This window comes from Escherichia sp. TW14182 (genome assembly GCF_000208525.1).
Taxonomy (GTDB): Bacteria; Pseudomonadota; Gammaproteobacteria; order Enterobacterales; family Enterobacteriaceae; genus Escherichia; species Escherichia ruysiae.
Genome location: NZ_AEJZ01000165.1, coordinates 1 through 25,989, shown reverse-complemented (window position 1 = coordinate 25,989; position 25,989 = coordinate 1). Strand labels below are relative to the sequence as shown.

Genomic DNA, 25,989 nt, shown 5'->3' with positions numbered 1-25,989 from the left:
GGCGGTGGTATCGATATCCATGTACCAGACTGGCATATCAACCTGTCGCGACTCTCCTTGTGGCGAGCGGATAATCAGCGGGATGCGAGTAATGTCGTCATACATCGCAGCGCCTTTGCTAATGAGCTTATGTGCGCCCATCATTTCACCGTGATCGGAGGTATAAATGACCCACGTATTTTCACGTTGTTCTGGCGTTAAGGCATTGATGACTCGTCCGATTTGGTCATCAACAAAGTCATTGCAGGCAAAATAGAGCGGATGGTGATAAAGCCCGTCATCACCGACTGGCGATGGCATCGCCTGCGCCCATAAGCGGTGATGTTCCGGTTTGTTCGCCAGGTCATCCTGTGATTTCTCGCCAAGTTCGTAGTAAAAATCAGCGTATTTCTCTAAATACTCCACCGGACAGGTGAACGGGTGATGCGGCTCATCATACGAAACCACCATCAGGAAGGGTTCCTCGGCGCGCGCGGGCTGTTGCAGAAAATCTACCGCCCGATTGCTGATGCGGTGCGCCCAGGTGAAGGTTTCGTCGATATGGTTCGCCTGTAAATCCTCAACGCTGTTTAGGCCATTGCGCCACAGGCTGATCTCTTTTTCCGTCAGTTCGCTAAGGTAGTTCGCCCCATCGAACCAGTAATCAGCGTCCCACTCCGGCGGACACTCGCCAGTGCCGAAATAGTCATGACCGTCGAGATGCCATTTGCCAATGTAACAGGTGTGATAGCCCGCATCCTTAAAGTAGCGTCCCATAGTGGAGATGTTTTTACCCGGCGCGACGTTGTTGGTCCACGGCCCGGACTGGTTAGCGTAGATACCGGTAAACAGCCCGGCGCGCGCCGGTGTACAAACCGGTGAACAGGTGTAGGCGGAATTAAAGCGAATACCTTCCGCCGCCAGACTATCAATATTTTGCGTATTCAGCGGCTTACCGCTATAGCAACCGACCATATTGGTGGCCTGGGTATCGGTCATGATGAACAGAAAATTGGGGCGTTTCATAGGCTATCCTTCGCGTCGGGAGTAAAGGTTACGGCTGGGTCGTGACGATGCCGCCAGCTGTCAAAAATCAGATAGACAATCACTACGGCGGCAATGAAATAACTGATCATCGCTAACCAGCGCGTACCGTAGCCGCCAAATTCAGCCAGCCCGGCATAGACGCCAATCATCGCGAACAGGATGCCAATTGACGCGATCTTGACGTTTTTCCACGGTTTCATGTCCACCGCAAACGCATCTTTGAAGGTGAACGGCGTGGCGCGCGGTTTGATAAAACCGATCACCAGCATCACGACCACGTTGATGCAGAACGTACAGGCCAGCACATAGAGGAAATGGAAGTCGAACTTCACCAGATAGTTGATGGTGATGTAGCTGATTATGCCAATCCCCATCGCCACTTTTGCCGCCAGCGCCGGAATGCGCGGGAAGAAAAAGCCCATAATGATGATGGTAACCAGCGGCACGTTGTAAATACCGTTGAGCTGTTTCATCCAGCTATACAGCCCCTGCGGCGCGTTGGCGATCCACGGCGCGACCAGCACCGAAACGATGGCGATAAAGAAACCAAATTTGCGCCCGACGGTGACCAGCTGCTGCGGCTCGGCATTCTGGTTAATGATGCGCCGGTAAATACCCATACTGAATAACGTACTGGCGCTATTCAGAAAGCCGTTGAAGGTACTGATCACCGCACCAAATAACACCGCGCCGAAGAAACCCACCAGTGGCACTGGCAGAACGTTATTGACCAGCGTCGGGTAGGCCATGTCGGCTTTCGGTAGATCCTGATACAGATGAAACGCAATCAACCCTGGCAGCACCAGTACCAGCGGGTCGAGCATTTTCAGCACCGCCGTTAACAGCGCCCCCTTTTGCCCTTCCGCCAGGCTTTTTGACGCCAGCGTGCGTTGCACGATGCCCTGATTAGTACACCAGTAAAAGGTATTTACCAGAATCAAACCGGTAAATGCGGCACCTATCGGCAAAGGATCGGTCGGGCCGCCTACTGAGTTTAATTTCTCGGCGTGAACGGTGGTGAGTTGTTCAATACCTTGCAAAAAGCTGCCCTTACCCATCGCGATCAGGCCGAATACTGGCACCATCAAACCGCCGATAACCAGCCCAATACCGTTGATGGAGTCCGCCACCGCCATTGCGCGCAGCCCACCAATCACCGCATACAGAATCCCCGCCAGACCGAGCAAAATCACCAGTAACCAGATAGCCGCGCCATCGGAAAGTTGTAGCGATTCACCCACGTGAAACAGGCTGTTGAGCGCCAACGCGCCGGAGTAGAGAACAATCGGCAGAAAGCAGACGCCGGTGGCAATGAGGAAACAGAAGTCGATGATAATGCGCGTAGTTTTATCATAACGCTCCTCAAGGAAATCGGGGATGGTAGCAATGCCGCGCTTCAGGTAGCGTGGCAAAAAGATCAGCGCGAGGAAGAGCAGCGTCACCGCAGAAGTGACTTCCCAACCCATCACCGACATGCCGCTTTTGTAGGCTTGCCCGGAAAGGCCGACCAGTTGTTCCGTGGAAAGGTTGGTTAACATTAACGAAGCGGCAATAACCGGTGCTTTTAGCGATCGCCCTGCAAGAAAATAGCCTTGTTGCGATCCGGTATCCGTTTTACGAACTTTCCACCAGGTGATAACCGCCACCAGCAGCGTAAAACCGACAAAACTCAAGATTTGTAACGAATTCATCTCATAGCCCTTATTTATGTTTATGTCCCGGACGCATGAATATAGGGAGAGGTAAAATGCGTCGGGTCAGGCAGTCAGATTCTTAAAATACAAACGTCATATCCCTGAACGGATTGTTTTCTGTTAAGTTCAGGTTGTGAGCATAATTCGCCGGAGGGATATTAAAATGAATGGAAAATTGCAAAGTTCGGATGTAAAAAACGATACTCCATACAATATTCCTTTATTGATTAACGAAAATGTGATCTCCAGCGGAATTTCTCTAATCTCACTCTGGCACACCTATGCCGATGAGCATTACCGCGTAATCTGGCCGCGAGACAAGAAGAAACCGCTTATCGCCAACTCCTGGGTGGCGGTGTATACCGTGCAAGGATGTGGAAAAATTCTTTTAAAGAATGGTGAGCAAATAACACTGCATGGCAACTGTATTATATTTTTAAAGCCGATGGATATTCACTCTTATCACTGTGAAGGTTTAGTCTGGGAACAGTACTGGATGGAATTTACCCCCACCAGCATGATGGATATTCCCGTCGGCCAGCAGAGCATTATTTATAATGGCGAATTTTATAATCAGGAACTCACCGAAGTTGCTGAGTTAATTACTTCACCAGAAACAATAAAAAATAATCTGGCGGTCGCTTTTCTGACGAAAATTATTTATCAGTGGATTTGTCTTATGTACGCGGACGGCAAAAAAGATCCGCAACGGCGGCAAATTGAAAAATTAATTGCCACTTTACATGCCAGCCTGCAACAACGCTGGAGTGTTGCCGATATGGCCGCCACCATCCCCTGTAGCGAGACCTGGTTGCGTCGCCTGTTTTTACGTTACACCGGTAAGACACCGAAAGAATATTACCTTGATGCCCGTCTGGATCTGGCGCTCTCACTCTTAAAGCAAGAAGGGAACTCGGTGGGCGAAGTCGCTGATACACTCAACTTCTTCGACTCCTTTCATTTTAGCAAAGCCTTTAAGCATAAATTTGGTTATGCACCGTCAGCCGTACTGAAGAATACAAACCAGTCACAACCAAAATGGTGAGAGTGTAAATGACTCGATGATGTTCAGAAATACCAGGTGGAGTGCCATTTACGGCGACTCCACCCGGAAAAGAGTTAACCGATACTCCAGAAGAGCACCGCCAGTAATTGGGGGGTGATAATACGCAGGAACATGACTAACGGATAGACCGTGGCGTAAGAGAGCGCCGCCGCACCGCTGGTAGGATGAAGATTATTGGCAAACGCCAGCGCCGGAGGATCGGTCATAGAGCCAGCCAACATCCCGCACATCGAGAGATAATTCATTTTGGCTAACATCCGCGCCAGAATGCCGACTGTAATCAGCGGAACAGCGGTGATCAGGGCACCATAACCAATCCAGCTTAGTCCTTCGCCATTGACCAGGGTATCGACAAAATTCCCACCGGATTTCAGACCCACTACCGAGAGGAACAGTACGATTCCCAGCTCCCGCAGCGCGAGGTTGGCGCTTGGTGGCATAAACCAGTACAGCTTGCCGATACTGCCAATACGCCCAAGGATCAGCGCCATAATCAGCGGCCCCCCCGCCAGCCCCAGCTTCAATGCCGCCGGGAATCCAGGCACAAACACGGGAATGGAGCCTAACAACACGCCAAGACCGATACCAATAAACACCGGTAACATCTGAACCTGTTGCAGTTTTTGCTGCGCATTACCTAATACATTGGCAACGGCATCAATAGCAGAAGGCCGCCCCACCAGGTTGAGGATATCGCCAAATTGCAGGCTAATATCGCCACTGGCGACCAGTTCAACCCCGGCACGGTTCAGGCGCGAGATAACAACGTCATAGCGTTCTTTAAAGTGCAGGTCGCGAATACGTTTACCGAGCACATTTTCATTGGTGACCACCACGCGTTCGACGCGCAAATCGGTGCCTTTCGTTGATAGCGAAGTATCCACCTCCTGACCAATCACCAACTGTGCATTATGCAAATCCGCAGGCTGTCCCACCAGATGCAGCAAATCGCCAAGTTGGATAATAGTATCTGGCGAAGGTACTTTTAGGGTTTCTTCTCGTTTCAATCGTGAGCAGATAACTTTATCGCCATTAAGAATTGGCACATCTTTAATGGCTAAATTATGCAAATTAGGGTTTTCAACACGGATGTTAATCGTCCTGATTAGCGCACCGCCGTTGGTTCGCGTGGACTCGTGCTGCTGGGCCTCAGTCTCAACATTGACGCGGAAAATAACCCGCAGCATCCACATGGTGAACAAAATCCCACAAATGCCGAATGGATACGCCATCGCGTAACTCATCCCCATCTGATCGACCATCTCCATCGGTGTGCCGAGGTCGCGTAAGATTTGCTGACCTGCCCCCAATGCTGGCGTATTGGTGACCGCGCCAGAGAAAATCCCCAGCACCACAGGCAGTGGAATATCGAAAAGTTTATGCAAGATTGCGGTAACCAGACCGCCGATAATGACGATCAGAACAGCAAACAAGTTGAGGCGTAACCCGGAGACGCGCAATGAGGCAAAGAAGCCCGGCCCCACCTGAATCCCGATGGTATAAACAAACAGGATCAGGCCAAATTCCTGGATAACATGCAGCATATCGCTACTTAATGTCATCCCAGCCTGAGAAACAAAATGGCCGACGATGATCCCACCAAACAGCACGCCGCCAATGCCTAATCCTATGCCGCGAAACTTGACGTTGCCGATAAACAAACCGACGACCGCCACCAAAGCCAGAATACTGACTGTTAATGCTATATCACTCATCGTCCATTTCTCTTGAAATAACATTTTAATTACCAGGGATTATGGCTGAATCGGTGAAGCAGATTTGCCTTATGGCGCACATTATCACGGGAAAGAGAGTGCCGGAACATCTTAACCTGACGAAAATTAATACAGAGTTGAAGATGGTTGATAAAAAAAGCCCCACCAGGCTGGCGGGGCAAAAAGAATAGCTAATTAGCTATTTAACGCGGGACGTTCGCTGATAGCGATACGCTGCGCAGCGATGGGTTCAGGCTCATTACGAATTAAATCAATATGCAGCAAACCATTAACGAAGGTTGCGCCAGAGACTTCCATATTTTCAGCCAGCGTAAAGCTCAGACTAAATGGCTGATTCATAAGCCCTTGATGCAACCATTTTTTCTCTTCTTTTGGCTGCTCAGGCGTGCCTTTTACGCTCAGGCGCGTACCTTCCAGTTGAATCTCTAAATCTTCCTGACGGAAACCAGCCAACGCCAGGGTAATGCGGTAGTGGTTATCGTCGCTTTTCTCAATGTTGTACGGCGGGAAGCTCTGGCTTTCACCGGCGTTTTGCAATGCGTTAGCCAGTTTGTCAAAACCGATCCATTGACGCATCAGTGGGGATAAATCGAAGTTACGCATAGTCATTTCTCCTTCTAAGAAGCGAGTAAGTACCTGCAAATCCGAAGATTCGCATATGCTCCCTGACGGCGAGCATGGAAATGTCAGGCCGCGCCTGGCGGCCTTAGAGAATTAGTTGATTTCGATACGGCGCGGTTTTTTCGCTTCCGGAATCACGCGTTCAAGATCGATATACAGCAGCCCGTTCACCAGGTTAGCGCCACGAACATGAATGTTCTCGGCTAACTGGAATTTGCGTTCGAAGTTGCGTTCTGCGATGCCCTGGTACAGATAGGTGCGCTCTTTTTGTTCGTCAGCATGGGCACCTTTCACCACCAACAGATTGTCCTGGGCGGTAATTTCCAGTTCACTCTCAGCAAACCCCGCGACAGCGATAGCAATGCGGTAATGGTTTTCGTCTACCAGCTCAACGTTATACGGAGGGTAGCCACCATTACTCTGGCTCTGGTTGTTTTCTAAGTGGTTAAACAAACGGTCAAATCCAATAGCAGAACGATAAAGCGGGGATAAATCAAAGTTACGCATAATCAATAGCTCCTGAAATCAGCGAGAATATAAGACCTTCCACAATGGACAGGTCGGGTAGCCAGAACACCCATCAGGCGCGCTCTCATCAGCTACGGTATAAAAATGGGTCTGGATATGCACTTTTCAAGCCTTTCCAACGGACTTTTTTTTGCAGTTTGTGGTCTATTGCATAGACTGGAGGACAGCACGAAACGTTAAAGTGCGATAGCCGCCACAGTGCGACATGATGATGATGTTATTTTCGGCAAGGGATCGCTATAACACATCATGCCAACACCCACGATTAACAGATGAATTTATTATGATAAGAAATGTGTTGTTAGCGTCCATGATATGCAGCGGAATGACATTACTCGGAGGATGCTCCAGCGTAATGTCCCATACCGGAGGTAAGGAGGGAACGTATCCCGGCACCCGCGCCAGTGTCACCATGATTGGCGATGACACAACAAACTGGGGAACCAAATCGCTGGCGATTCTCGATATGCCATTTACCGCAGTCATGGACACACTTTTGCTGCCGTGGGATGCGTTCCGCAAAGACAGTTCGGTGCGCTCGCGCGTGGAAAAAAGCGAAGCCGACGCGCAAGCCATCAATGCCGTTATTCCACCAGCCAGAATGCCAGCGAACTGACTAGCGACCCGTTTCGGTGATCCACAGCTGACCTGCTTCCATCCACGCCAGCCATTTACCGTCCGGCGAGAAGACCACGGCGTCTGCCGAAGGTGGGTTGGCGTGATTATCAGTTAAATACTCAACTTCACCGCTTTGCGCATGTACGCAGGCAATGCGGTTATCCAGCACAACTCCCAGCCACTCTCCTGATGGATGCCAGTTAAATGCAGACTGGATATCCGTTTTGTTATGGGTTAACTGGCGCGGCTCGCCTCCCTGTGGCGAGATAAGCCACAGTTGCACAATGCCGTTATCATCACGCATTAAAAACGCGATTTGCGTACCCTGTGGATTACAGCGCACCCAGTGGCGCGGGACGTTGACTAACCCCGGATAAGCCCGATGGTGTGTAAAGGTTAAACGTCGCTGCACGACGCCACGCGGCGGCGCGGGCAGGGTTGTTTCCGTTCCGCTTAACGGCGCACCACCAGCTGCTTTCCAGCCAGCTTCATCTTGCGGTAACTCAACGATAAACAGCTCCGGTACTTTCTCGCCCTTTGGCGAAAGCGTGTCGCCAATAAACGCCAGCGCGTGATTTCCTACCCATCCCTCTTCATAAGCGCGATTGATTTCATCACTGCCAGGCTGCGGCGCGGGCGTAGTTTTACTCACCAGCACGCACCAGTGGCTACCGCTGTATTCACGCGGATGCTGCTTTTGTACGTTGACCGGGCCAAACGGTACGGCAACCCCGACGTTTCGCAAATCCAGCGCCGAATCGAGTTCATGCATTACATGGTCGTTATAGGTAAAACTCACCATTTCACCGTTCGGGCTAAAAACATGCACATGGCTGCCGCCACGTAGCGCCCCTGGGGTGTACGGAACGGTAATATCCATTGCATCGAGATTACTCACCTTTCCACTTTCAACAATCACGCCACGGCGGTGATGGAAATCGTAATGCCATGTTTCATCAGGATTTTCAGGGCCGTGGATGAAGACATATTTCTCTGACTTCGGATGAACGGTCACCACGCCGACGTGTGCGCCCTGTGACGCCCGGTAGATAACCTCGACCTCGCCGGTATGGATATTCACGCGCTCAATGGTCTCGCCGGTAAACGACGCGCCAGAAGGACGCACATCAAACACCAGCCACTGGCTGTCGGGTGTCCAGGTATTGGTATTGGTGAGCAGGTGATTTCGTGAAGCGTTGGTGAGTTGTTTCATGGCGTGATCCTGATACAAAACGTTTCCCGCCATCATACTTCACAAGGACTTCACTTTCAGACAATAGTCTTTTGCCATCGTGATGAATGTGAGTAAAAAGATGGAACATTTCGACGTGGCGATTATTGGCCTCGGCCCGGCGGGGTCGGCGTTGGCGCGGCAGTTAGCAGGCAAAATGCAGGTGATCGCGCTGGATAAAAAGCACCAGTGCGGTACTGAAGGTTTCAGCAAGCCTTGTGGTGATCTGCTGGCACCGGACGCGCAGCGTTCTTTTATTCGCGATGGACTGACGCTTCCTGTCGATGTGATCGCCAATCCGCAGATTTTCAGCGTCAAAACCGTCGACGTCGCCGCATCGCTCACGCGTAACTACCAGCGGAGCTATATCAATATTAATCGCCATGCCTTCGACTTGTGGATGAAGTCGCTGATCCCCGCCAGCGTTGAGGTTTACCACGACAGCCTGTGTCGAAAAATCTGGCGTGAGGATGATAAATGGCATGTCATTTTTCGCGCAGACGGCTGGGAGCAGCATATTACCGCCCGTTATCTGGTGGGTGCCGATGGCGCAAACTCGATGGTGCGGCGACATCTTTATCCGGATCATCAGATTCGTAAATATGTCGCTATCCAGCAGTGGTTCGCAGAGAAGCATCCGGTGCCGTTCTACTCCTGCATCTTTGATAATGCGATAACGGACTGTTATTCATGGAGTATCAGCAAAGACGGTTATTTTATCTTTGGCGGTGCCTATCCGATGAAAGACGGTCAGGCGCGTTTCGCGGCGCTGAAAGAGAAAATGAACGCCTTTCAGTTCCAGTTTGGCAAAGCGGTGAAAAGTGAAAAATGCACGGTGCTGTTTCCCTCACGCTGGCAGGATTTTGTCTGCGGTAAGGACAACGCCTTTCTGATTGGTGAAGCGGCGGGATTTATCAGCGCCAGTTCTCTGGAAGGGATTAGCTATGCGCTGGACAGTGCGGAAATACTGCGTTCTGTGTTACTGAAGCAGCCAGAGAAGCTCAATGCCGCTTACTGGCGCGCCACCCGCAAATTGCGTTTAAAACTCTACGGCAAGATAGTAAAAAGCCGATGCTTGACTGCACCTGCCTTAAGAAAGTGGATTATGCGCAGTGGTGTGGCGCATATTCCACAGTTGAAAGATTATCCAACGCGCTTCACATCGCCCACCAGCAGGATGTAAGAGAGCGCGCCAATCAACGCGACGGCGGAGATATAAACCAGTGCCGGGGCGAAGCCATAGCCTTGCAACAGATATTAGTCCACAAAAAAACACCTCATAAGAAAAGGTCTTATATCGGGCAGAAATCTGAAAAGGGAGATCAGGCGCTAAACAGGAGGGAAAGAAGAGTATGCTTTCAACGGCTTAGCGATCTTGTTTAAAGGATTAATCATGAATTTGAATTTTAAGGGATTTTTTAAGGCTGCCGGTTTATTCCCACTGGCGCTGATGCTTTCGGGCTGTATCTCGTATGCCCTGGTTTCCCATACCGCAAAAGGTACTTCAGGAAAGTATCAATCGCAGTCAGACACCATCACGGGGCTATCGCAGGCAAAGGATAGTAATGGAACAAAAGGCTATGTTTTTGTAGGGGAATCGCTGGATTACCTTATCACTGATGGTGCCGATGACATCGTTAAGATGCTCAATGATCCAGCACTTAACCGGCACAATATTCAGGTTGCTGATGACGCAAGATTTGTTTTAAATGCGGGGAAAAAGAAATTTACCGGCACAATATCGCTTTACTACTACTGGAATAACGAAGAAGAAAAGGCACTGGCAACGCATTATGATTTTGCCTGTGGTGTTCAACACTGTACCAGGTCACTGGAAAACCTAAAAGGCACAATCCATGAGAAAAATAAAAACATGGATTACTCAAAGGTGATGGCGTTCTACCATCCATTTAAAGTGCGATTTTATGAATACTATTCACCCAGAGGCATTCCGGATGGTGTTTCCGCAGCATTACTGCCAGTGACTGTTACGCTGGACATCATTACTGCACCGCTGCAATTTCTGGTTGTATATGCAGTAAACCAATAATCAGTAAGCGGGCAAACGCATTCATGCTGTTTGCCCGCCCACAGATTAATTCAGCACATACTTTTCGATTGCAAACGCCACGCCATCTTCAAGGTTGGATTTGGTGACAAAGTTCGCCACTTCTTTCACCGAAGGTATAGCGTTATCCATCGCCACACCGACGCCTGCATATTCAATCATTGCGATGTCGTTTTCCTGATCGCCAATCGCCATAATTTCTTCCGGTTTAATGCCAAGCACTTCCGCCAGCGATTTCACGCCAGTGCCTTTATTGACGCGTTTATCGAGGATTTCGAGGAAGTACGGCGCACTTTTCAGCACGGTGTATTTCTCTTTTACTTCCTGCGGAATGCGCGCGATGGCCTGGTCGAGGATGGCGGGTTCATCAATCATCATCACTTTCAGGAACTGGGTGTCAGGGTTCATTTTCTCCGCCTCGCAGAACACCAGCGGAATGGTGGCAACAAATGATTCGTGCACCGTGTAATAGCTGATGTCACGGTTGGCGGTGTACAGCGTGGTGCGATCCAGCGCGTGGAAATGGGAACCGACTTCACGAGAGAGTTTTTCCAGGAAACGGTAGTCATCATAGCTCAGGGCTGTTTGCGCCACGGTGCTACCATCAGCGGCTTTCTGCACCAGCGCGCCATTGTAAGTAATGCAGTAGTCGCCCGGCTGTTCCATATGCAGTTCTTTCAGGTAGTTGTGAACGCCTGCATAAGGGCGCCCCGTCGTCAGTACGACATTCACGCCACGGGCGCGAGCTGCGGCAATCGCATTTTTAACGGCGGGTGAAATGGTGTGATCGGGCAGCAGAAGGGTGCCATCCATATCGATAGCAATGAGTTTGATAGCCATGAGTTCCCCAGGTAGATTGGTTCCTGACTCATGCTAACGCGATTCCGCTCAAAAATCAGTACAACACCCGAGGGAAAAGGGGGATGCAACGCGTGTTGCGTGCTCCCCTTTTGCTTAGCGGAAGAGTTTCCCTTTCAGCAACTCCATGCCTGCGGAAAGCAGATCGTTATTGGCTTGTGGTGACACTTCACCCTGCGGTGAAAGAGCATCAATAATCTTCGGCAATTGTTCCGCCAGTAAGCTGGAAGCAGCACGGGTATCTACGCCGAGTTTTTGCCCGAGATCGGACACCGCGTTTGTGCCGAGCGCCGACTCCAGTTGCTCGCCGCTCACCGGCTGATTGCCCTGTTGATTACTCAACCAGGTTGAGAGAATGGCACCTAAACCGCCACTTTGCAGTTTTTCCAGCAGCACCTGGATGCCCCCCTGCTCCTCAACCCAACTTAAAATCGCCTGATATTTTCCCGCATCGCCTTTCAGAAAGGCACCGACAACTTCATCAAAAAGCCCCATGATATTCACCTGTAAAGCGTTACGTGTTGACTCAAAAAGTATAGTTCTGCGGGATGATAATTGCGGATTGCAGAAATAAAAAGAGCGGAGATCATCTCCGCCCTTTTTATTACTTATAGCTTCTTGCCGGATGCGGCATGAACGCCTTATCCGGCCCACAAAACATTGCAAATTCAATATATTGCAGAAGTTTCGTAGGCCTGATAAGCGTAGCGCATCAGGCACGCTCGCATTTTAAATATCGATATTCGCCGCTTTCAGGGCGTTTTCTTCGATAAACGCACGGCGCGGTTCTACGGCGTCGCCCATCAGCGTGGTGAACAATTGGTCGGCGGCAATCGCATCTTTAACGGTAACGCGCAGCATACGGCGGCTTTCCGGATCCATTGTGGTTTCCCACAACTGTTCCGGGTTCATCTCGCCCAGACCTTTATAACGCTGGATGGAGAGGCCGCGACGGGACTCTTTCACCAGCCAGTCCAGCGCCTGCTCGAAGCTGGCTACCGGCTGACGACGCTCGCCACGTTCGATAAACGCATCATCTTCCAGCAGACCGCGCAGTTTCTCGCCCAGCGTGCAGATACGACGATATTCGCCGCCGGTGATAAACTCGTGATCCAGCGGATAGTCAGTATCCACGCCGTGGGTACGCACGCGAACAATCGGCTCGAACAGGTTTTTCTCGGCATTGGTGTGGACATCAAACTTCCACTGGCTGCCGTGCTGTTCTTTGTCGTTCAGTTCGCTGACCAGCGCGTTCACCCAGCGGGTAACAGTCTGCTCATCAGAGAGGTCGGCTTCCGTCAGCGTCGGCTGATAGATAAGCTCTTTCAGCATTGCTTTCGGATAGCGACGTTCCATGCGAACGATCATTTTCTGCGCCGCATTGTACTCCGACACCAGTTTTTCTAACGCTTCACCAGCTAAAGCTGGTGCACTGGCGTTGGTATGCAAAGATGCACCATCCAGAGCGATAGAAATTTGGTACTGATCCATCGCTTCATCGTCTTTAATGTACTGCTCCTGCTTGCCTTTCTTCACTTTGTACAGCGGCGGCTGAGCAATGTAGACATGACCGCGTTCGATGATTTCCGGCATCTGACGATAGAAGAAGGTCAACAGCAATGTACGAATGTGCGAGCCGTCGACGTCCGCATCGGTCATGATAATGATGCTGTGATAACGCAGTTTGTCCGGATTGTATTCGTCACGACCAATACCACAACCAAGTGCGGTGATAAGCGTCGCCACTTCCTGGGAAGCAAGCATCTTATCGAAACGGGCTTTCTCAACGTTGAGGATTTTACCCTTCAGCGGCAGAATCGCCTGGTTCTTGCGGTTACGCCCCTGCTTCGCAGAGCCGCCCGCAGAGTCCCCTTCCACAAGGTACAGTTCGGAAAGCGCCGGGTCGCGCTCCTGACAGTCCGCCAGTTTGCCCGGCAGGCCAGCTAAGTCCAGCGCGCCTTTACGACGGGTCATTTCACGGGCGCGACGCGCAGCTTCACGCGCACGAGCAGCATCAATGATTTTGCCGACCACGATTTTCGCATCAGTTGGGTTTTCCAGCAGATATTCTGCCAGCAGTTCGTTCATCTGCTGTTCTACCGCCGATTTCACCTCAGAAGAAACCAGTTTGTCTTTGGTCTGGGAGGAAAATTTCGGATCCGGCACTTTCACGGAAACGACCGCAATCAGGCCTTCACGCGCATCGTCACCGGTGGCGCTGACTTTGGCTTTTTTGCTGTAGCCTTCTTTGTCCATGTAGGCGTTCAGGGTACGGGTCATCGCCGCACGGAAGCCTGCCAGGTGAGTACCGCCGTCACGCTGCGGAATGTTGTTAGTAAAGCAGTAGATGTTTTCCTGGAAGCCATCGTTCCACTGCAATGCCACTTCGACGCCAATACCGTCTTTTTCGGTGGAGAAGTAGAAGATATTCGGGTGGATCGGCGTTTTGTTCTTGTTCAGATATTCAACGAACGCCTTGATGCCGCCTTCATAGTGGAAGTGGTCTTCTTTGCCGTCGCGCTTGTCGCGCAGACGAATGGAAACGCCGGAGTTGAGGAACGACAACTCACGCAGACGTTTCGCCAGAATTTCATATTCAAACTCGGTCACATTGGTGAACGTTTCGAGGCTTGGCCAGAAACGAACCATAGTGCCGGTTTTATCAGTATCGCCGGTAACCGCCAGCGGTGCCTGCGGTACGCCGTGCTCGTAGATCTGACGGTGAATTTTACCTTCACGCTGGATAACCAGCTCCAGTTTTTGCGACAGGGCGTTTACTACCGAAACACCAACGCCGTGCAGACCGCCGGACACTTTATAGGAGTTATCGTCAAATTTACCGCCCGCGTGCAGGACGGTCATGATCACTTCCGCCGCCGATACGCCCTCTTCCGGGTGAATACCGGTCGGAATGCCGCGCCCATCATCCTGTACAGAGACAGAGTTATCGGCGTGAATGGTGACGATAATTTCTTTACAGTGACCCGCGAGCGCTTCGTCGATAGCGTTATCTACCACCTCGAATACCATGTGGTGCAGACCGGTGCCGTCATCCGTGTCGCCGATATACATACCAGGGCGCTTACGCACCGCATCCAGCCCTTTCAGGACTTTGATACTGGAGGAGTCATAAGAATTCGACATCAACGTTTCTCGCTCATTTATACTTGGGTTAATCCGTTATTTTACCCTTTTCCACGGTAAACATCTTCGAATTTTCGTCCGACATGTCTATAACGTGTTCAGCACTTATCGCACTGACAAAGACCTGTGATTGCGTCGCTTTTAAGCGACTGGCAAGCAGTCCGCGACGCTCATCATCAAGCTCAGAGGCAAAATCATCTATCAGGTAGAGACACCGCCGCCCGCTTTCACGGGTGAGGAACTCTCCTTGCGCCAGACGTAAGGCGCACATCAGCAGCTTTAGCTGCCCACGCGATAAGGTATCTTCCACCGGCGCACCGTCGGCGCGAATGCGTAAGTCCGCTTTGTGCGGGCCGTGCGCGGTGTAGGTTAGCTGGCGATCGCGTTCAAAATTACGTTCCAGCACCTCAGCGTATTCTGTCTCTTTCTCCCAGCCGCGCTGAAAAGAGAAAGTCAGAGAAAACTCCGGGAGAAATTGCTTACAGGTATCGGCCATATCGGCGGCGATACCGGCGCTGTACTGGGCGCGCCAGGTGCTGATTTGCTCCGCCAGCGGGATCAGTTCTTTATCCCACGGGCGTAGCTGCTCGTAACGAGTCACCTGGCGCAGCGCCGCATTGCGCTGCTTAAGCAAACGCTTGAGATTGCTCCAGGCGGTGAAAAATCCAGGTTCGTTGTGAAAGCATCCCCAGTCGAGGAATGCTCTTCTGTATTTCGGGCCGCCGTTGAGTAAAGTAAACCCTTCTGGCGTTATCAGTTGCATCGGCATCAGATGCGCCAGCTCCGCGACTTTATGCCCGTCAGTACCGTCAATGCGGACTTTGCTGTCGCCCTGTTTATCTTTGGTTAAGCCAATTGCCGTCTCACGCTCTTCGCCCTGTAATCGCCCGTGGAGAATAAACGCCTCCTGCTCATGGCGAATGACGCGACCAATCTGCAAACTACGAAACGCCCGACCGTGACCGAGCGTATAGATGGCTTCCAGCACGCTGGTTTTGCCACTGCCGTTGGCACCCACCAGAAAGTTAAAGCCAGGAGATAAAGCGAGATCCGCGTTTTCGATATTGCGGAAATCGCGGATCAACAAGCGGGTGAGGGACATTACAGTCTCATTGGCATGACAACATAGGCAGCCGACTGTGATGCGGCATCTTCAATCTGCACGCTGGAAACCGAATCGGTCAGCATCATACGCACGTTTTCGCATTTCAGCGCGTTCAGAACATCCAGCACATAGCTAACGTTGAAGCCGATTTCCATTTCTGCACCGCTATAGGTGACGTCGAGGATCTCTTCCGCTTCTTCCTGTTCCGGGTTGTTGGCGGTAATTTTCAACTGGTTTTCACTGACATACAGGCGCACACCACGGAATTTCTCGTTAGAGAGAATCGCCGCACGAGCAAACGCCTGTTTGAGCAGATCACAGCCAGCTTCCAGATGTTTATCCGGGTTCTTCGGCAGAACTCGACGGTAATCAGGGAAGCGACCGTCCACCAGTTTGGAGGTGAAGATAAAGTCGCCAACGTGGGCGCGAATGTTGTTGCTGCCAATCTGCACGCGCAGCGGATTGTCGCCACCGTCGAGCATACGCATTAGTTCAATCACGCCTTTACGCGGCACAATCACCGAATGGCTTGGCAAAGACTGACCAATCGGCATTGAGCAGACCGCCAGACGGTGACCGTCAGTTGCCACAGTGCGCAGCTCTTCGCCTTCGGTTTCGAACAACATACCGTTTAAATAATAACGAACGTCCTGATGCGCCATTGAAAACTGGGTCGCTTCAATCAGACGCTTCATCGTCGCCTGCGGCAGGGTAAATTCGACTTCGCTCTGCCAGTCATCGAGGTTCGGGAAATCCGCCGCTGGTAGGGTAGACAGCGAAAAACGGCTACGCCCGGAGCGCACCAGCATCCGCTCACCTTCCAGTTGCACGGCAATTTCCGCGCCTTCAGGCAGACCACGGCAGATATCAAAGAATTTGCGCGCCGGAACGGTCGTCGCCCCTGGTTCGTGCGGCTGAATCAGCGCAACACGTGCCACCATTTCCATCTCGAGATCAGTACCGGTCAGCGACAACGTACCGTCAGCAACCTGTAACAGCAGATTACCGAGAATCGGTAGCGTAGGACGACCACCTAACGGACCGCTCACCTGTTGTAGCGGTTTTAATAAATGCTCACGTTCTACGGTAAATTTCATAGGATTAAGATGACAATGTTCTGATTAAATTTGAAAAATCTTCTTTGATATCATGGCTTTCTTCACGCAACTGCTCGATCTTACGGCAAGCATGAAGCACCGTCGTGTGGTCACGACCACCAAACGCATCGCCGATCTCTGGCAGACTGTGGTTAGTCAGCTCTTTCGCCAGCGCCATCGCCATCTGGCGCGGACGCGCCACCGAGCGAGATCGACGCTTGGAAAGGAGATCCGCGACTTTGATCTTGTAGTACTCCGCCACCGTCTTCTGAATATTGTCGATGGTGACCAGTTTTTCCTGCAATGCCAGCAAATCGCGCAGCGCCTCACGCACGAAGTCGATGGTGATCGCCCGTCCGGTAAAGTTAGCGTTAGCAATGACGCGGTTCAGTGCCCCTTCCAGCTCACGCACGTTAGATCGTAGACGCTTGGCGATAAAGAACGCCACTTCGCCCGGCAAACGAATGTCGTTTTCGTCGGCCTTTTTCATCAGGATCGCCACGCGGGTTTCCAGCTCTGGCGGTTCGATCGCCACAGTCAGTCCCCAGCCAAAGCGGGATTTCAAACGATCCTCAACGCCGTTGATCTCTTTCGGATAGCGATCCGAGGTGAGAATGATCTGCTGATTACCTTCAAGCAGGGCGTTGAAGGTGTGGAAAAACTCTTCCTGGGATCGTTCTTTATTAGCAAAAAACTGAATATCGTCGATCAGCAGCGCATCTACGGAACGGTAGTAGCGTTTAAACTCTTCAATCGCGTTGTTTTGCAGAGCTTTTACCATGTCCTGCACAAAACGTTCGGAGTGCATATAAACCACTTTGGCATTGGGCTTGCGCGCCATAATGCCATTGCCCACCGCATGGAGCAGGTGAGTTTTCCCCAGCCCCGTGCCGCCATAAAGGAACAGCGGGTTATAGGCGCCGCCAGGGTTGTCTGCCACCTGGCGAGCCGCCGCGCGCGCCAGTTGGTTAGATTTACCTTCGACGAAGTTATCAAATGTATGTTTAACGTTAACGTTGGAACGATAGGTCGGTTCTGCCGGAGCCGGAACGTTATCCCAACCCGAGCGCGCCGCAGGTGCAGCACGTTGCGGTTGCACCTGAGCGGCCTGAGCTGGTGCAACGGTGTTACTGGCAGGGACTTTCAGCGTTTGTGTCACGGGCTTTGTGCCCACTTCAAAACGCAGCTGTGGGGCATCCGCTCCGCAGAAACTGGTTAGCAGTCCATTGATATTATTGAGGTACTTGTCCCGTACCCAGTCGAGGACAAAACGGTTTGGCGCGTACAAGGCCAGCGTGTTATCGCTCAGTTCCGCCTGCAATGGGCGTATCCACATACTAAATTCTGTGGCTGGTAACTCATCCTGCAATCGGGCAAGACACTGCTGCCAAAGCGAAAGTGACACGGCGGACTCCACTCGAACAAAAGTCGATTATGACTAAGGCTGAAACATTCATGATTGTTGACGCACGTCGAAAAGACCCTGCATGAGGGTGACGCACGAACCGCTGTCTGCGGTTATATGCCCGATCAAGATCCTGCAAAACGATCGGGACCGAGGATCATAGCCTAAACTGCGCAAGAGATCTTCTGTTTCTCACAGATTTTCCCGATTTATCCACAGGACTTTCCAGAACCCGTTAAGTGTAAACGATCCAGGCGCAAGGCGGGCACGATTTAGGCCGCATATTGGAAAATTTAATGACCATAAACAAAATTAGTCTTAATCGATCTAATAAAGATCCTGAGCGATCCTTGCGCTTTACCTGGTAGCCCGTATAATCCTCCACCCGGCGCGCAATGCTGGTTTTCACCGGTATACAGTTGCACTTTTTCCCTGTGAAAAGGTGCGGAAAAGCGCGGTAAATAAGGAAAGAGAATTGACTCCGGAGTGTACAATTATTACAATCCGGCCTCTTTAATCACCCATGGCTTCGGTGTCCATCGTTCGATTTTCGGACGGATATCCAATAAAGCCATTGAATTTATTCAAGTTTAGGTAGAAATCGCCATGAAACGCACTTTTCAACCGTCTGTACTGAAGCGCAACCGTTCTCACGGCTTCCGTGCTCGTATGGCTACTAAAAATGGTCGTCAGGTACTGGCACGTCGTCGTGCTAAAGGCCGTGCTCGTCTGACCGTTTCTAAGTAATAAAGCTAACCCCTGAGTGGTTAAGCTCGCATTTCCCAGGGAGTTACGCTTGTTAACTCCCAGTCAATTCACATTCGTCTTCCAGCAGCCACAACGGGCTGGCACGCCGCAAATCACCATCCTCGGCCGCCTGAATTCGCTGGGGCATCCCCGTATCGGTCTTACAGTCGCCAAGAAAAACGTTCGACGAGCGCATGAACGCAATCGGATTAAACGTCTGACGCGTGAAAGCTTCCGTCTACGCCAACATGAACTCCCGGCTATGGATTTCGTGGTGGTGGCGAAAAAAGGGGTTGCCGACCTCGATAACCGTGCTCTCTCGGAAGCGTTGGAAAAATTATGGCGCCGCCACTGTCGCCTGGCTCGCGGGTCCTGATAGCCCTTATTCGGGTCTACCAACGCCTGATTAGTCCGCTACTCGGGCCGCATTGTCGTTTCACTCCAACCTGTTCAAGCTACGGAATTGAGGCATTGCGCAGGTTTGGAGTGATAAAAGGCAGTTGGTTGACGGTGAAACGCGTATTAAAATGCCACCCTTTACACCCTGGTGGTGACGATCCCGTCCCGCCCGGACCATTTGATACCAGAGAACACTAACGATGGATTCGCAACGCAATCTTTTAGTCATCGCTTTGCTGTTCGTGTCTTTCATGATCTGGCAAGCCTGGGAGCAGGATAAAAACCCGCAACCTCAGGTTCAACAGACCACGCAGACAACGACCACCGCAGCGGGTAGCGCCGCCGACCAGGGCGTACCGGCCAGTGGCCAGGGGAAACTGATTTCGGTTAAAACCGACGTGCTTGATCTGACCATCAACACCCGTGGTGGTGATGTTGAGCAGGCCCTGCTGCCGGCTTACCCGAAAGAACTGAACTCTACCCAGCCGTTCCAGCTGCTGGAAACCTCACCGCAGTTTATTTATCAGGCACAGAGCGGTCTGACCGGCCGTGATGGCCCGGATAACCCGGCTAACGGCCCGCGTCCGCTGTATAACGTCGAAAAAGACGCTTATGTGCTGGCTGAAGGCCAAAACGAACTGCAGGTGCCGATGACGTATACCGACGCGGCAGGCAACACGTTTACCAAAACGTTTGTCCTGAAACGTGGTGATTACGCTGTCAACGTCAACTACAACGTGCAGAACGCTGGCGAAAAACCGCTGGAGATCTCCACCTTTGGTCAGTTGAAGCAATCCATCACTCTGCCACCGCATCTCGATACCGGAAGCAGCAACTTTGCGCTGCATACCTTCCGTGGCGCGGCGTACTCCACGCCTGACGAGAAGTACGAGAAATACAAGTTCGATACTATTGCTGACAACGAAAACCTGAACATCTCTTCGAAAGGTGGTTGGGTTGCGATGCTGCAACAGTATTTCGCAACTGCATGGATCCCGCATAACGACGGCACCAACAACTTCTATACCGCTAATCTGGGTAACGGCATTGCCGCTATCGGCTATAAGTCTCAGCCGGTACTGGTTCAGCCTGGTCAGACTGGCGCGATGAACAGCACCCTGTGGGTTGGCCCGGAAATCCAGGACAAAATGGCGGCCGTTGCTCCGCACCTGGATCTGACCGTTGATTACGGTTGGTTGTGGTTCATCTCTCAGCCGCTGTTCAAACTGCTGAAATGGATCCATAGCTTTGTGGGTAACTGGGGCTTCTCCATTATCATCATCACCTTTATCGTTCGTGGCATCATGTACCCGCTGACCAAAGCGCAGTACACCTCCATGGCGAAGATGCGTATGCTGCAGCCGAAGATTCAGGCAATGCGTGAGCGTCTGGGCGATGACAAACAGCGTATCAGCCAGGAAATGATGGCGCTGTACAAAGCTGAGAAGGTTAACCCGCTGGGCGGCTGCTTCCCGCTGCTGATCCAGATGCCAATCTTCCTGGCGTTGTACTACATGTTGATGGGTTCCGTTGAGCTGCGCCAGGCGCCGTTTGCACTGTGGATCCACGACCTGTCTGCACAGGACCCGTACTACATCCTGCCGATCCTGATGGGCGTAACGATGTTCTTCATTCAGAAGATGTCGCCGACCACCGTGACCGACCCGATGCAGCAGAAGATCATGACCTTTATGCCGGTCATCTTCACCGTGTTCTTCCTGTGGTTCCCGTCAGGTCTGGTGCTGTACTATATCGTCAGCAACCTGGTAACCATTATTCAGCAGCAGCTGATTTACCGTGGTCTGGAAAAACGTGGCCTGCATAGCCGCGAGAAGAAAAAATCCTGATTCGGTGAGTTTTCGCTAAAATAAGGGCGGTCAGTTGACCGCCTTTTTTCTTTTCGTAGTGCGGATAAGCACAGCGCATCCGCCACACAAAGCAACAGGAACATCATGAGCGATAATGACACTATCGTAGCCCAGGCCACGCCTCCTGGACGTGGCGGCGTTGGCATCCTGCGCATCTCCGGCTTCAAAGCCCGTGAAGTTGCCGAAACCGTGCTGGGTAAATTGCCTAAGCCGCGCTACGCCGATTATCTTCCGTTTAAAGACGCCGACGGCAGCGTGCTCGATCAGGGGATTGCGCTATGGTTCCCTGGCCCGAACTCGTTCACCGGTGAAGATGTGCTGGAACTGCAAGGTCATGGCGGTCCGGTGATCCTCGACCTGCTGTTAAAACGCATTCTGACCATTCCCGGCCTGCGGATTGCTCGCCCTGGTGAGTTTTCAGAACGCGCGTTTCTTAACGATAAACTCGATTTAGCCCAGGCCGAAGCGATTGCGGATCTTATCGACGCCAGCTCAGAACAGGCGGCTCGTTCGGCGCTTAACTCACTGCAAGGCGCGTTCTCCGCCCGGGTCAACCATCTGGTGGAAGCCCTCACCCACTTGCGCATTTACGTCGAAGCGGCGATTGATTTCCCCGATGAAGAGATCGATTTCCTCTCCGACGGCAAAATTGAAGCCCAACTCAATGACGTGATTGCCGACCTCGACGCAGTACGCGCCGAAGCACGTCAGGGTAGTCTGCTGCGCGAAGGGATGAAGGTGGTGATTGCCGGGCGCCCAAATGCCGGTAAATCGAGCCTGTTAAACGCGCTGGCAGGCCGTGAAGCGGCAATCGTGACTGATATTGCCGGAACCACGCGCGACGTGCTGCGTGAGCATATTCATATTGACGGGATGCCTCTACATATTATCGATACCGCCGGGCTACGAGAAGCCAGCGACGAAGTGGAACGTATTGGTATCGAGCGCGCGTGGCAGGAAATTGAACAGGCCGATCGCGTGCTGTTTATGGTTGATGGCACGACGACAGACGCCGTTGATCCAGCAGAGATCTGGCCGGAGTTTATCGCCCGTCTGCCTGCAAAACTGCCGATCACCGTGGTGCGCAATAAAGCCGACATTACCGGCGAAACGCTGGGAATGAGCGAAGTGAACGGTCACGCGTTGATTCGTCTCTCTGCAAGGACTGGCGAAGGCGTGGATGTGTTGCGTAACCATCTCAAACAGAGCATGGGTTTCGACACGAATATGGAAGGTGGCTTCCTGGCGCGTCGTCGTCACTTACAGGCGCTGGAACAGGCGGCGGAACATCTACAACAGGGCAAAGCGCAACTGTTGGGAGCCTGGGCAGGTGAACTGCTGGCGGAAGAGTTGCGCCTGGCACAGCAGAACTTAAGCGAAATCACCGGGGAATTTACCTCTGATGATTTGCTGGGGCGGATTTTCTCCAGCTTCTGTATCGGTAAGTAACCCGTACCTACAAAGCCGCATCCTGATTGCCTGATGCGGCTTTGCTTTCTTGTTAGCACTCTTATTATTACTCAACCCTTTTTATAAACCTTAACCTTCTCACGTAACTTATTTTCTTAAAAAAGCATTTAATATTGCTTCGTAATCGTTTGTGATTCGATTCACATTTAAACAATTTCAGAATAGACAAAAATCTTGAGTATTATACTGTAACGTCGTGTCTTTCGAGGATAAGTGCATTATGAATACCTTACATATATGTGTGACCTCAAAGTGGTTTAATATTGACAACAGAATTGTCGATCACCGCCCTTAATTTGCCCTTCTGTAGCCATCATCAGAACCAAACCGAATTAGATTCCATGTGATCTATTTGTTTGCTATATCTTAATTTTGCCTTTTGCAAAGGCTATCTCTCATTTATTTACTTGTTTTAGTAAATGATGGCTCTTGCATATATATCTGGCGAATTAATAGATATTGCAAATGTAATATTCACAGGGATCACTGCAATTAAAATAAATGAAGGATTATGCAATGGAAAACTTTAAACACCTCCCTGAACCGTTCCGCATTCGTGTTATTGAGCCAGTAAAACGTACCACTCGCGCTTATCGTGAAGAAGCGATTATTAAATCCGGTATGAACCCATTTCTGCTGGATAGCGAAGATGTGTTTATCGATTTACTGACCGACAGTGGCACCGGAGCGGTGACGCAGAGTATGCAGGCAGCGATGATGCGCGGCGACGAAGCCTACAGCGGCAGCCGCAGCTACTACGCATTAGCCGAGTCAGTGAAGAATATCTTTGGTTATCAATACACCATTCCGACTCACCAGGGGCGTGGCGCAGAGCAAATCTACATTCCGGTACTGATTAAAAAACGCGAGCAGGAAAAAGGGCTGGATCGCAGCAAAATGGTAGCGTTCTCGAACTATTTCTTCGACACCACTCAGGGGCATAGCCAGATTAACGGCTGTACCGTGCGTAACGTCTATATCAAAGAAGCCTTCGATACGGGCGTGCGTTACGACTTTAAAGGTAACTTTGACCTCGAAGGATTAGAACGCGGTATTGAGGAAGTTGGCCCGAATAACGTGCCATATATCGTTGCTACCATCACCAGTAACTCCGCAGGTGGTCAGCCGGTTTCACTGGCAAATATGAAAGCGATGTACAGCATTGCGAAGAAATATGACATTCCTGTAGTGATGGACTCCGCGCGCTTTGCTGAAAACGCCTATTTCATCAAGCAACGTGAAGCGGAATACAAAGACTGGACTATCGAGCAAATTACCCGCGAAACCTACAAATATGCCGATATGCTGGCAATGTCCGCCAAGAAAGATGCGATGGTGCCGATGGGCGGCCTGCTGTGCGTGAAAGACGACAGCTTCTTCGATGTCTATACCGAGTGCAGAACCCTTTGCGTGGTGCAGGAAGGCTTCCCGACTTATGGTGGTCTGGAAGGTGGCGCGATGGAGCGTCTGGCTGTGGGTCTGTATGATGGCATGAATCATGACTGGCTGGCTTATCGTATTGCGCAGGTGCAGTATCTGGTCGATGGTCTGGAAGAGATTGGCGTTGTGTGTCAGCAGGCGGGCGGTCACGCGGCGTTCGTTGATGCAGGTAAACTGTTGCCGCATATTCCGGCAGATCAGTTCCCGGCACAGGCGCTGGCGTGCGAGCTGTATAAAGTCGCCGGTATCCGTGCGGTAGAAATTGGTTCTTTCCTGTTAGGCCGCGATCCGAAAACCGGTAAACAACTGCCGTGCCCGGCAGAATTGCTGCGTTTAACCATTCCACGCGCAACCTATACTCAAACACATATGGACTTTATTATTGAAGCCTTCAAACATGTGAAAGAGAACGCAGCAAATATTAAAGGGTTAACCTTTACCTACGAACCGAAAGTATTGCGTCACTTCACCGCAAAACTGAAAGAAGTTTAATTAATACACTCAGAGTGGCTATAAGGATGTTAGCCACTCCACTCCCTACATCCTCAATAACAAAAATAGCCTTCCTCTAAAGGTGGCATCATGACTGAACAAGCAGAAAAAAAACACTCTGCATTTTGGGGTGTTATGGTTATAGCAGGTACAGTAATCGGTGGAGGTATGTTTGCTTTACCTGTTGATCTTGCCGGTGCCTGGTTTTTCTGGGGTGCCTTTATCCTTATCATTGCCTGGTTTTCAATGCTACATTCTGGGTTACTTTTATTAGAAGCAAATTTAAATTATCCCGTCGGCTCCAGTTTTAATACCATCACTAAAGATTTAATCGGTAACACCTGGAACATTATCAGCGGCATTACCGTTGCCTTCGTTCTCTATATTCTCACTTACGCCTATATCTCCGCTAACGGCGCGATCATTAGCGAAACGATATCAATGAATCTGGGCTACCATGCCAATCCTCGCATTGTCGGGATCTGCACGGCCATTTTCGTCGCCAGCGTATTATGGATAAGTTCGTTAGCCGCCAGCCGTATCACGTCATTGTTCCTCGGGCTGAAGATTATCTCCTTTGTCATTGTGTTTGGCTCTTTCTTCTTCCAGGTCGATTATTCCGTTCTACGTGATGCCACCAGCACGACTGCGGGGACGTCTTACTTCCCGTACATTTTTATGGCTCTGCCAGTGTGCCTTGCGTCATTTGGTTTCCACGGCAATATTCCCAGCCTGATTATTTGCTATGGCAAACGCAAAGATAAGCTCATCAAAAGCGTGGTTTTCGGTTCGCTGCTGGCGCTGGTGATTTATCTCTTCTGGCTGTATTGCACGATGGGGAATATTCCGCGTGAAAGTTTTAAAGCGATTATCTCCTCCGGCGGCAACGTCGATTCACTGGTGAAATCGTTCCTCGGCACCAAACAACATGGCATTATCGAGTTTTGCCTGCTGGTGTTCTCTAACTTAGCTGTCGCCAGTTCGTTCTTTGGCGTCACGCTGGGACTGTTCGATTATCTGGCGGATCTGTTTAAGATTGATAACTCCCACGGCGGGCGTTTCAAAACCGTGCTGTTAACCTTCCTGCCACCCGCGTTGTTGTATCTGGTCTTCCCGAATGGCTTTATTTACGGGATCGGCGGTGCCGGGCTGTGCGCCACCATCTGGGCGGTCATTATCCCTGCGGTACTGGCAATCAAAGCCCGCAAGAAGTTTCCCAACCAGATGTTCACGGTCTGGGGCGGCAATCTCATTCCGGCGATTGTTATCCTCTTTGGTATAACTGTGATTTTATGCTGGTTCGGTAACGTCTTTAACGTGTTACCTAAATTTGGCTAAACAGCCACTTATACTCTAAATAATTCGAGTTGCAGGAA

Annotated in this window: 26 protein-coding genes, 1 pseudogene and 1 other annotated feature; of the genes and pseudogenes, 14 read left to right on the top strand and 13 right to left on the bottom strand. The window is 51.1% G+C overall.

Going from position 1 to position 25,989, the window contains the following annotated elements:
- A partial coding sequence (locus EQY_RS0114405) for a sulfatase-like hydrolase/transferase (RefSeq protein ID WP_000828494.1) occupies window positions 1-1,005 on the bottom strand: 1,005 nt, incomplete at its 3' end.
- The gene (locus tag EQY_RS0114400; protein ID WP_001087188.1) at window positions 1,002-2,717 is read right to left on the bottom strand and encodes a solute:sodium symporter family transporter; all 1,716 of its coding nucleotides are present in this window, start codon (window positions 2,715-2,717) and stop codon (window positions 1,002-1,004) included. The genes EQY_RS0114405 and EQY_RS0114400, both read right to left, overlap by 4 nt.
- A 166-nt stretch (window positions 2,718-2,883) precedes the next feature.
- On the opposite strand from EQY_RS0114400, the gene EQY_RS0114395 reads away from it, so the two are divergent.
- Entirely contained in the window at window positions 2,884-3,765 is an 882-nt protein-coding gene (locus EQY_RS0114395) for a helix-turn-helix transcriptional regulator (protein ID WP_024212588.1), read from the top strand.
- A gap of 74 nt (window positions 3,766-3,839) precedes the next feature.
- Here EQY_RS0114395 and EQY_RS0114390 read toward each other — a convergent pair whose 3' ends face one another.
- Complete coding sequence (locus EQY_RS0114390; RefSeq protein WP_024165177.1) at window positions 3,840-5,501, bottom strand: putative transporter; 1,662 nt, start codon at window positions 5,499-5,501, stop codon at window positions 3,840-3,842.
- 41 nt (window positions 5,502-5,542) lie between these two features.
- Between EQY_RS0114390 and EQY_RS26500 the strand changes: the two genes are divergently transcribed.
- A complete protein-coding gene (locus EQY_RS26500) occupies window positions 5,543-5,692 on the top strand; it encodes a hypothetical protein (RefSeq protein ID WP_024165178.1) in 150 nt (49 codons plus the stop codon).
- A 4-nt stretch (window positions 5,693-5,696) separates the two neighbouring features.
- On the opposite strand, the gene ibpB is transcribed toward EQY_RS26500, so the two are convergent.
- Together ibpB and ibpA are read right to left on the bottom strand one after the other, a co-directional pair.
- Window positions 5,697-6,125: a small heat shock chaperone IbpB gene (gene ibpB, locus EQY_RS0114380; RefSeq protein WP_001243431.1), complete on the bottom strand. Its 429-nt coding sequence runs from the start codon at window positions 6,123-6,125 to the stop codon at window positions 5,697-5,699.
- A 111-nt stretch (window positions 6,126-6,236) separates the two neighbouring features.
- On the bottom strand, window positions 6,237-6,650 hold the full coding sequence (gene ibpA, locus EQY_RS0114375) for a small heat shock chaperone IbpA (protein ID WP_001243437.1): 414 nt from the start codon (window positions 6,648-6,650) through the stop codon (window positions 6,237-6,239).
- Window positions 6,644-6,716 (bottom strand) — a sequence feature (ROSE (Repression Of Heat Shock gene Expression) occurs in the 5'-region of heat shock genes and acts as an RNA thermometer to modulate expression.). (Overlaps the previous gene by 7 nt.)
- Before the next feature lie 238 nt (window positions 6,717-6,954).
- Here ibpA and EQY_RS0114370 point away from each other — a divergent pair.
- Window positions 6,955-7,287, top strand: coding sequence for a YceK/YidQ family lipoprotein (locus tag EQY_RS0114370; RefSeq protein WP_064732606.1), 333 nt, complete (start codon window positions 6,955-6,957; stop codon window positions 7,285-7,287).
- Here EQY_RS0114370 and EQY_RS0114365 read toward each other — a convergent pair whose 3' ends face one another.
- On the bottom strand, window positions 7,288-8,502 hold the full coding sequence (locus EQY_RS0114365; RefSeq protein ID WP_024212587.1) for a YidR family protein: 1,215 nt from the start codon (window positions 8,500-8,502) through the stop codon (window positions 7,288-7,290).
- Between the two features lie 100 nt (window positions 8,503-8,602).
- On the opposite strand from EQY_RS0114365, the gene cbrA reads away from it, so the two are divergent.
- Window positions 8,603-9,703: a colicin M resistance lipid reductase CbrA gene (gene cbrA / locus EQY_RS0114360; protein WP_024212586.1), complete on the top strand. Its 1,101-nt coding sequence runs from the start codon at window positions 8,603-8,605 to the stop codon at window positions 9,701-9,703.
- On the opposite strand, the pseudogene EQY_RS26840 reads toward cbrA, so the two are convergent.
- A pseudogene (locus tag EQY_RS26840) lies at window positions 9,664-9,777 on the bottom strand (hypothetical protein); the annotation flags it as partial. The gene cbrA and the pseudogene EQY_RS26840 sit on opposite strands and share 40 nt — an antisense overlap.
- A gap of 136 nt (window positions 9,778-9,913) precedes the next feature.
- Between EQY_RS26840 and EQY_RS0114355 the strand changes: the two are divergent.
- Complete coding sequence (locus EQY_RS0114355; protein WP_024212585.1) at window positions 9,914-10,570, top strand: YidX family protein; 657 nt, start codon at window positions 9,914-9,916, stop codon at window positions 10,568-10,570.
- 45 nt (window positions 10,571-10,615) lie between these two features.
- Here the strand turns inward: EQY_RS0114355 and yidA are convergent, their stop codons facing one another.
- From yidA to dnaA, 6 genes are all read right to left on the bottom strand, one after another.
- Window positions 10,616-11,428, bottom strand: coding sequence for a sugar-phosphatase (gene yidA, locus EQY_RS0114350; protein ID WP_000985555.1), 813 nt, complete (start codon window positions 11,426-11,428; stop codon window positions 10,616-10,618).
- Window positions 11,429-11,542: 114 nt separating this feature from the next.
- Complete coding sequence (locus EQY_RS0114345) at window positions 11,543-11,941, bottom strand: YidB family protein (protein WP_000522198.1); 399 nt, start codon at window positions 11,939-11,941, stop codon at window positions 11,543-11,545.
- A 234-nt stretch (window positions 11,942-12,175) separates the two neighbouring features.
- Complete coding sequence (gyrB, locus tag EQY_RS0114340) at window positions 12,176-14,590, bottom strand: DNA topoisomerase (ATP-hydrolyzing) subunit B (RefSeq protein WP_000072054.1); 2,415 nt, start codon at window positions 14,588-14,590, stop codon at window positions 12,176-12,178.
- Window positions 14,591-14,618: 28 nt separating this feature from the next.
- On the bottom strand, window positions 14,619-15,692 hold the full coding sequence (recF, locus tag EQY_RS0114335) for a DNA replication/repair protein RecF (RefSeq protein WP_000060090.1): 1,074 nt from the start codon (window positions 15,690-15,692) through the stop codon (window positions 14,619-14,621).
- Entirely contained in the window at window positions 15,692-16,792 is a 1,101-nt protein-coding gene (dnaN, locus tag EQY_RS0114330; RefSeq protein WP_000673456.1) for a DNA polymerase III subunit beta, read from the bottom strand. The genes recF and dnaN overlap by 1 nt, the downstream gene beginning before the upstream one ends.
- A 4-nt stretch (window positions 16,793-16,796) precedes the next feature.
- Window positions 16,797-18,197, bottom strand: coding sequence for a chromosomal replication initiator protein DnaA (gene dnaA, locus EQY_RS0114325; RefSeq protein ID WP_000059098.1), 1,401 nt, complete (start codon window positions 18,195-18,197; stop codon window positions 16,797-16,799).
- A 296-nt stretch (window positions 18,198-18,493) separates the two neighbouring features.
- Between dnaA and EQY_RS27445 the strand changes: the two genes are divergently transcribed.
- From EQY_RS27445 to tnaB, 9 genes are all read left to right on the top strand, one after another.
- Window positions 18,494-18,565, top strand: a complete 72-nt coding sequence (locus EQY_RS27445) for a hypothetical protein (RefSeq protein WP_123056761.1) — start codon at window positions 18,494-18,496, stop codon at window positions 18,563-18,565.
- Window positions 18,566-18,803: 238 nt separating this feature from the next.
- Complete coding sequence (rpmH, locus tag EQY_RS0114320) at window positions 18,804-18,944, top strand: 50S ribosomal protein L34 (RefSeq protein WP_000831330.1); 141 nt, start codon at window positions 18,804-18,806, stop codon at window positions 18,942-18,944.
- 16 nt (window positions 18,945-18,960) lie between these two features.
- Window positions 18,961-19,320, top strand: coding sequence for a ribonuclease P protein component (rnpA, locus tag EQY_RS0114315; RefSeq protein WP_000239730.1), 360 nt, complete (start codon window positions 18,961-18,963; stop codon window positions 19,318-19,320).
- Complete coding sequence (yidD, locus tag EQY_RS0114310; RefSeq protein ID WP_001307474.1) at window positions 19,284-19,541, top strand: membrane protein insertion efficiency factor YidD; 258 nt, start codon at window positions 19,284-19,286, stop codon at window positions 19,539-19,541. The genes rnpA and yidD overlap by 37 nt, the downstream gene beginning before the upstream one ends.
- A 2-nt stretch (window positions 19,542-19,543) precedes the next feature.
- On the top strand, window positions 19,544-21,190 hold the full coding sequence (gene yidC, locus EQY_RS0114305) for a membrane protein insertase YidC (protein ID WP_000378289.1): 1,647 nt from the start codon (window positions 19,544-19,546) through the stop codon (window positions 21,188-21,190).
- Between the two features lie 105 nt (window positions 21,191-21,295).
- Window positions 21,296-22,660 (top strand): tRNA uridine-5-carboxymethylaminomethyl(34) synthesis GTPase MnmE, encoded by a 1,365-nt coding sequence (gene mnmE, locus EQY_RS0114300; RefSeq protein WP_001282346.1) that lies wholly within the window; start codon window positions 21,296-21,298, stop codon window positions 22,658-22,660.
- Window positions 22,661-22,901: 241 nt separating this feature from the next.
- Window positions 22,902-22,976: a tryptophanase leader peptide gene (gene tnaC, locus EQY_RS0114295; RefSeq protein WP_032147965.1), complete on the top strand. Its 75-nt coding sequence runs from the start codon at window positions 22,902-22,904 to the stop codon at window positions 22,974-22,976.
- A 221-nt stretch (window positions 22,977-23,197) separates the two neighbouring features.
- A complete protein-coding gene (tnaA, locus tag EQY_RS0114290) occupies window positions 23,198-24,613 on the top strand; it encodes a tryptophanase (protein WP_010347274.1) in 1,416 nt (471 codons plus the stop codon).
- A 90-nt stretch (window positions 24,614-24,703) separates the two neighbouring features.
- Window positions 24,704-25,951: a low affinity tryptophan permease TnaB gene (gene tnaB / locus EQY_RS0114285; protein WP_000138823.1), complete on the top strand. Its 1,248-nt coding sequence runs from the start codon at window positions 24,704-24,706 to the stop codon at window positions 25,949-25,951.
- Window positions 25,952-25,989 lie beyond the last annotated feature (38 nt).

Coding starts and splice junctions, on each gene's coding strand:
- EQY_RS26500 (WP_024165178.1), top strand. CDS start 5,543: ATGGCTGAATCGGTGAAGCAGATTTGCCTTATGGCGCACATTATCACG.
- EQY_RS0114400 (WP_001087188.1), bottom strand. CDS start 2,717: ATGAATTCGTTACAAATCTTGAGTTTTGTCGGTTTTACGCTGCTGGTG.
- yidD (WP_001307474.1), top strand. CDS start 19,284: ATGGCGCCGCCACTGTCGCCTGGCTCGCGGGTCCTGATAGCCCTTATT.
- EQY_RS0114355 (WP_024212585.1), top strand. CDS start 9,914: ATGAATTTGAATTTTAAGGGATTTTTTAAGGCTGCCGGTTTATTCCCA.
- cbrA (WP_024212586.1), top strand. CDS start 8,603: ATGGAACATTTCGACGTGGCGATTATTGGCCTCGGCCCGGCGGGGTCG.
- ibpB (WP_001243431.1), bottom strand. CDS start 6,125: ATGCGTAACTTCGATTTATCCCCACTGATGCGTCAATGGATCGGTTTT.
- yidC (WP_000378289.1), top strand. CDS start 19,544: ATGGATTCGCAACGCAATCTTTTAGTCATCGCTTTGCTGTTCGTGTCT.
- ibpA (WP_001243437.1), bottom strand. CDS start 6,650: ATGCGTAACTTTGATTTATCCCCGCTTTATCGTTCTGCTATTGGATTT.
- dnaN (WP_000673456.1), bottom strand. CDS start 16,792: ATGAAATTTACCGTAGAACGTGAGCATTTATTAAAACCGCTACAACAG.
- rpmH (WP_000831330.1), top strand. CDS start 18,804: ATGAAACGCACTTTTCAACCGTCTGTACTGAAGCGCAACCGTTCTCAC.
- mnmE (WP_001282346.1), top strand. CDS start 21,296: ATGAGCGATAATGACACTATCGTAGCCCAGGCCACGCCTCCTGGACGT.
- EQY_RS0114390 (WP_024165177.1), bottom strand. CDS start 5,501: ATGAGTGATATAGCATTAACAGTCAGTATTCTGGCTTTGGTGGCGGTC.
- EQY_RS0114395 (WP_024212588.1), top strand. CDS start 2,884: ATGAATGGAAAATTGCAAAGTTCGGATGTAAAAAACGATACTCCATAC.
- EQY_RS0114365 (WP_024212587.1), bottom strand. CDS start 8,502: ATGAAACAACTCACCAACGCTTCACGAAATCACCTGCTCACCAATACC.
- tnaB (WP_000138823.1), top strand. CDS start 24,704: ATGACTGAACAAGCAGAAAAAAAACACTCTGCATTTTGGGGTGTTATG.
- EQY_RS0114345 (WP_000522198.1), bottom strand. CDS start 11,941: ATGGGGCTTTTTGATGAAGTTGTCGGTGCCTTTCTGAAAGGCGATGCG.
- yidA (WP_000985555.1), bottom strand. CDS start 11,428: ATGGCTATCAAACTCATTGCTATCGATATGGATGGCACCCTTCTGCTG.
- tnaA (WP_010347274.1), top strand. CDS start 23,198: ATGGAAAACTTTAAACACCTCCCTGAACCGTTCCGCATTCGTGTTATT.
- gyrB (WP_000072054.1), bottom strand. CDS start 14,590: ATGTCGAATTCTTATGACTCCTCCAGTATCAAAGTCCTGAAAGGGCTG.
- EQY_RS0114370 (WP_064732606.1), top strand. CDS start 6,955: ATGATAAGAAATGTGTTGTTAGCGTCCATGATATGCAGCGGAATGACA.
- recF (WP_000060090.1), bottom strand. CDS start 15,692: ATGTCCCTCACCCGCTTGTTGATCCGCGATTTCCGCAATATCGAAAAC.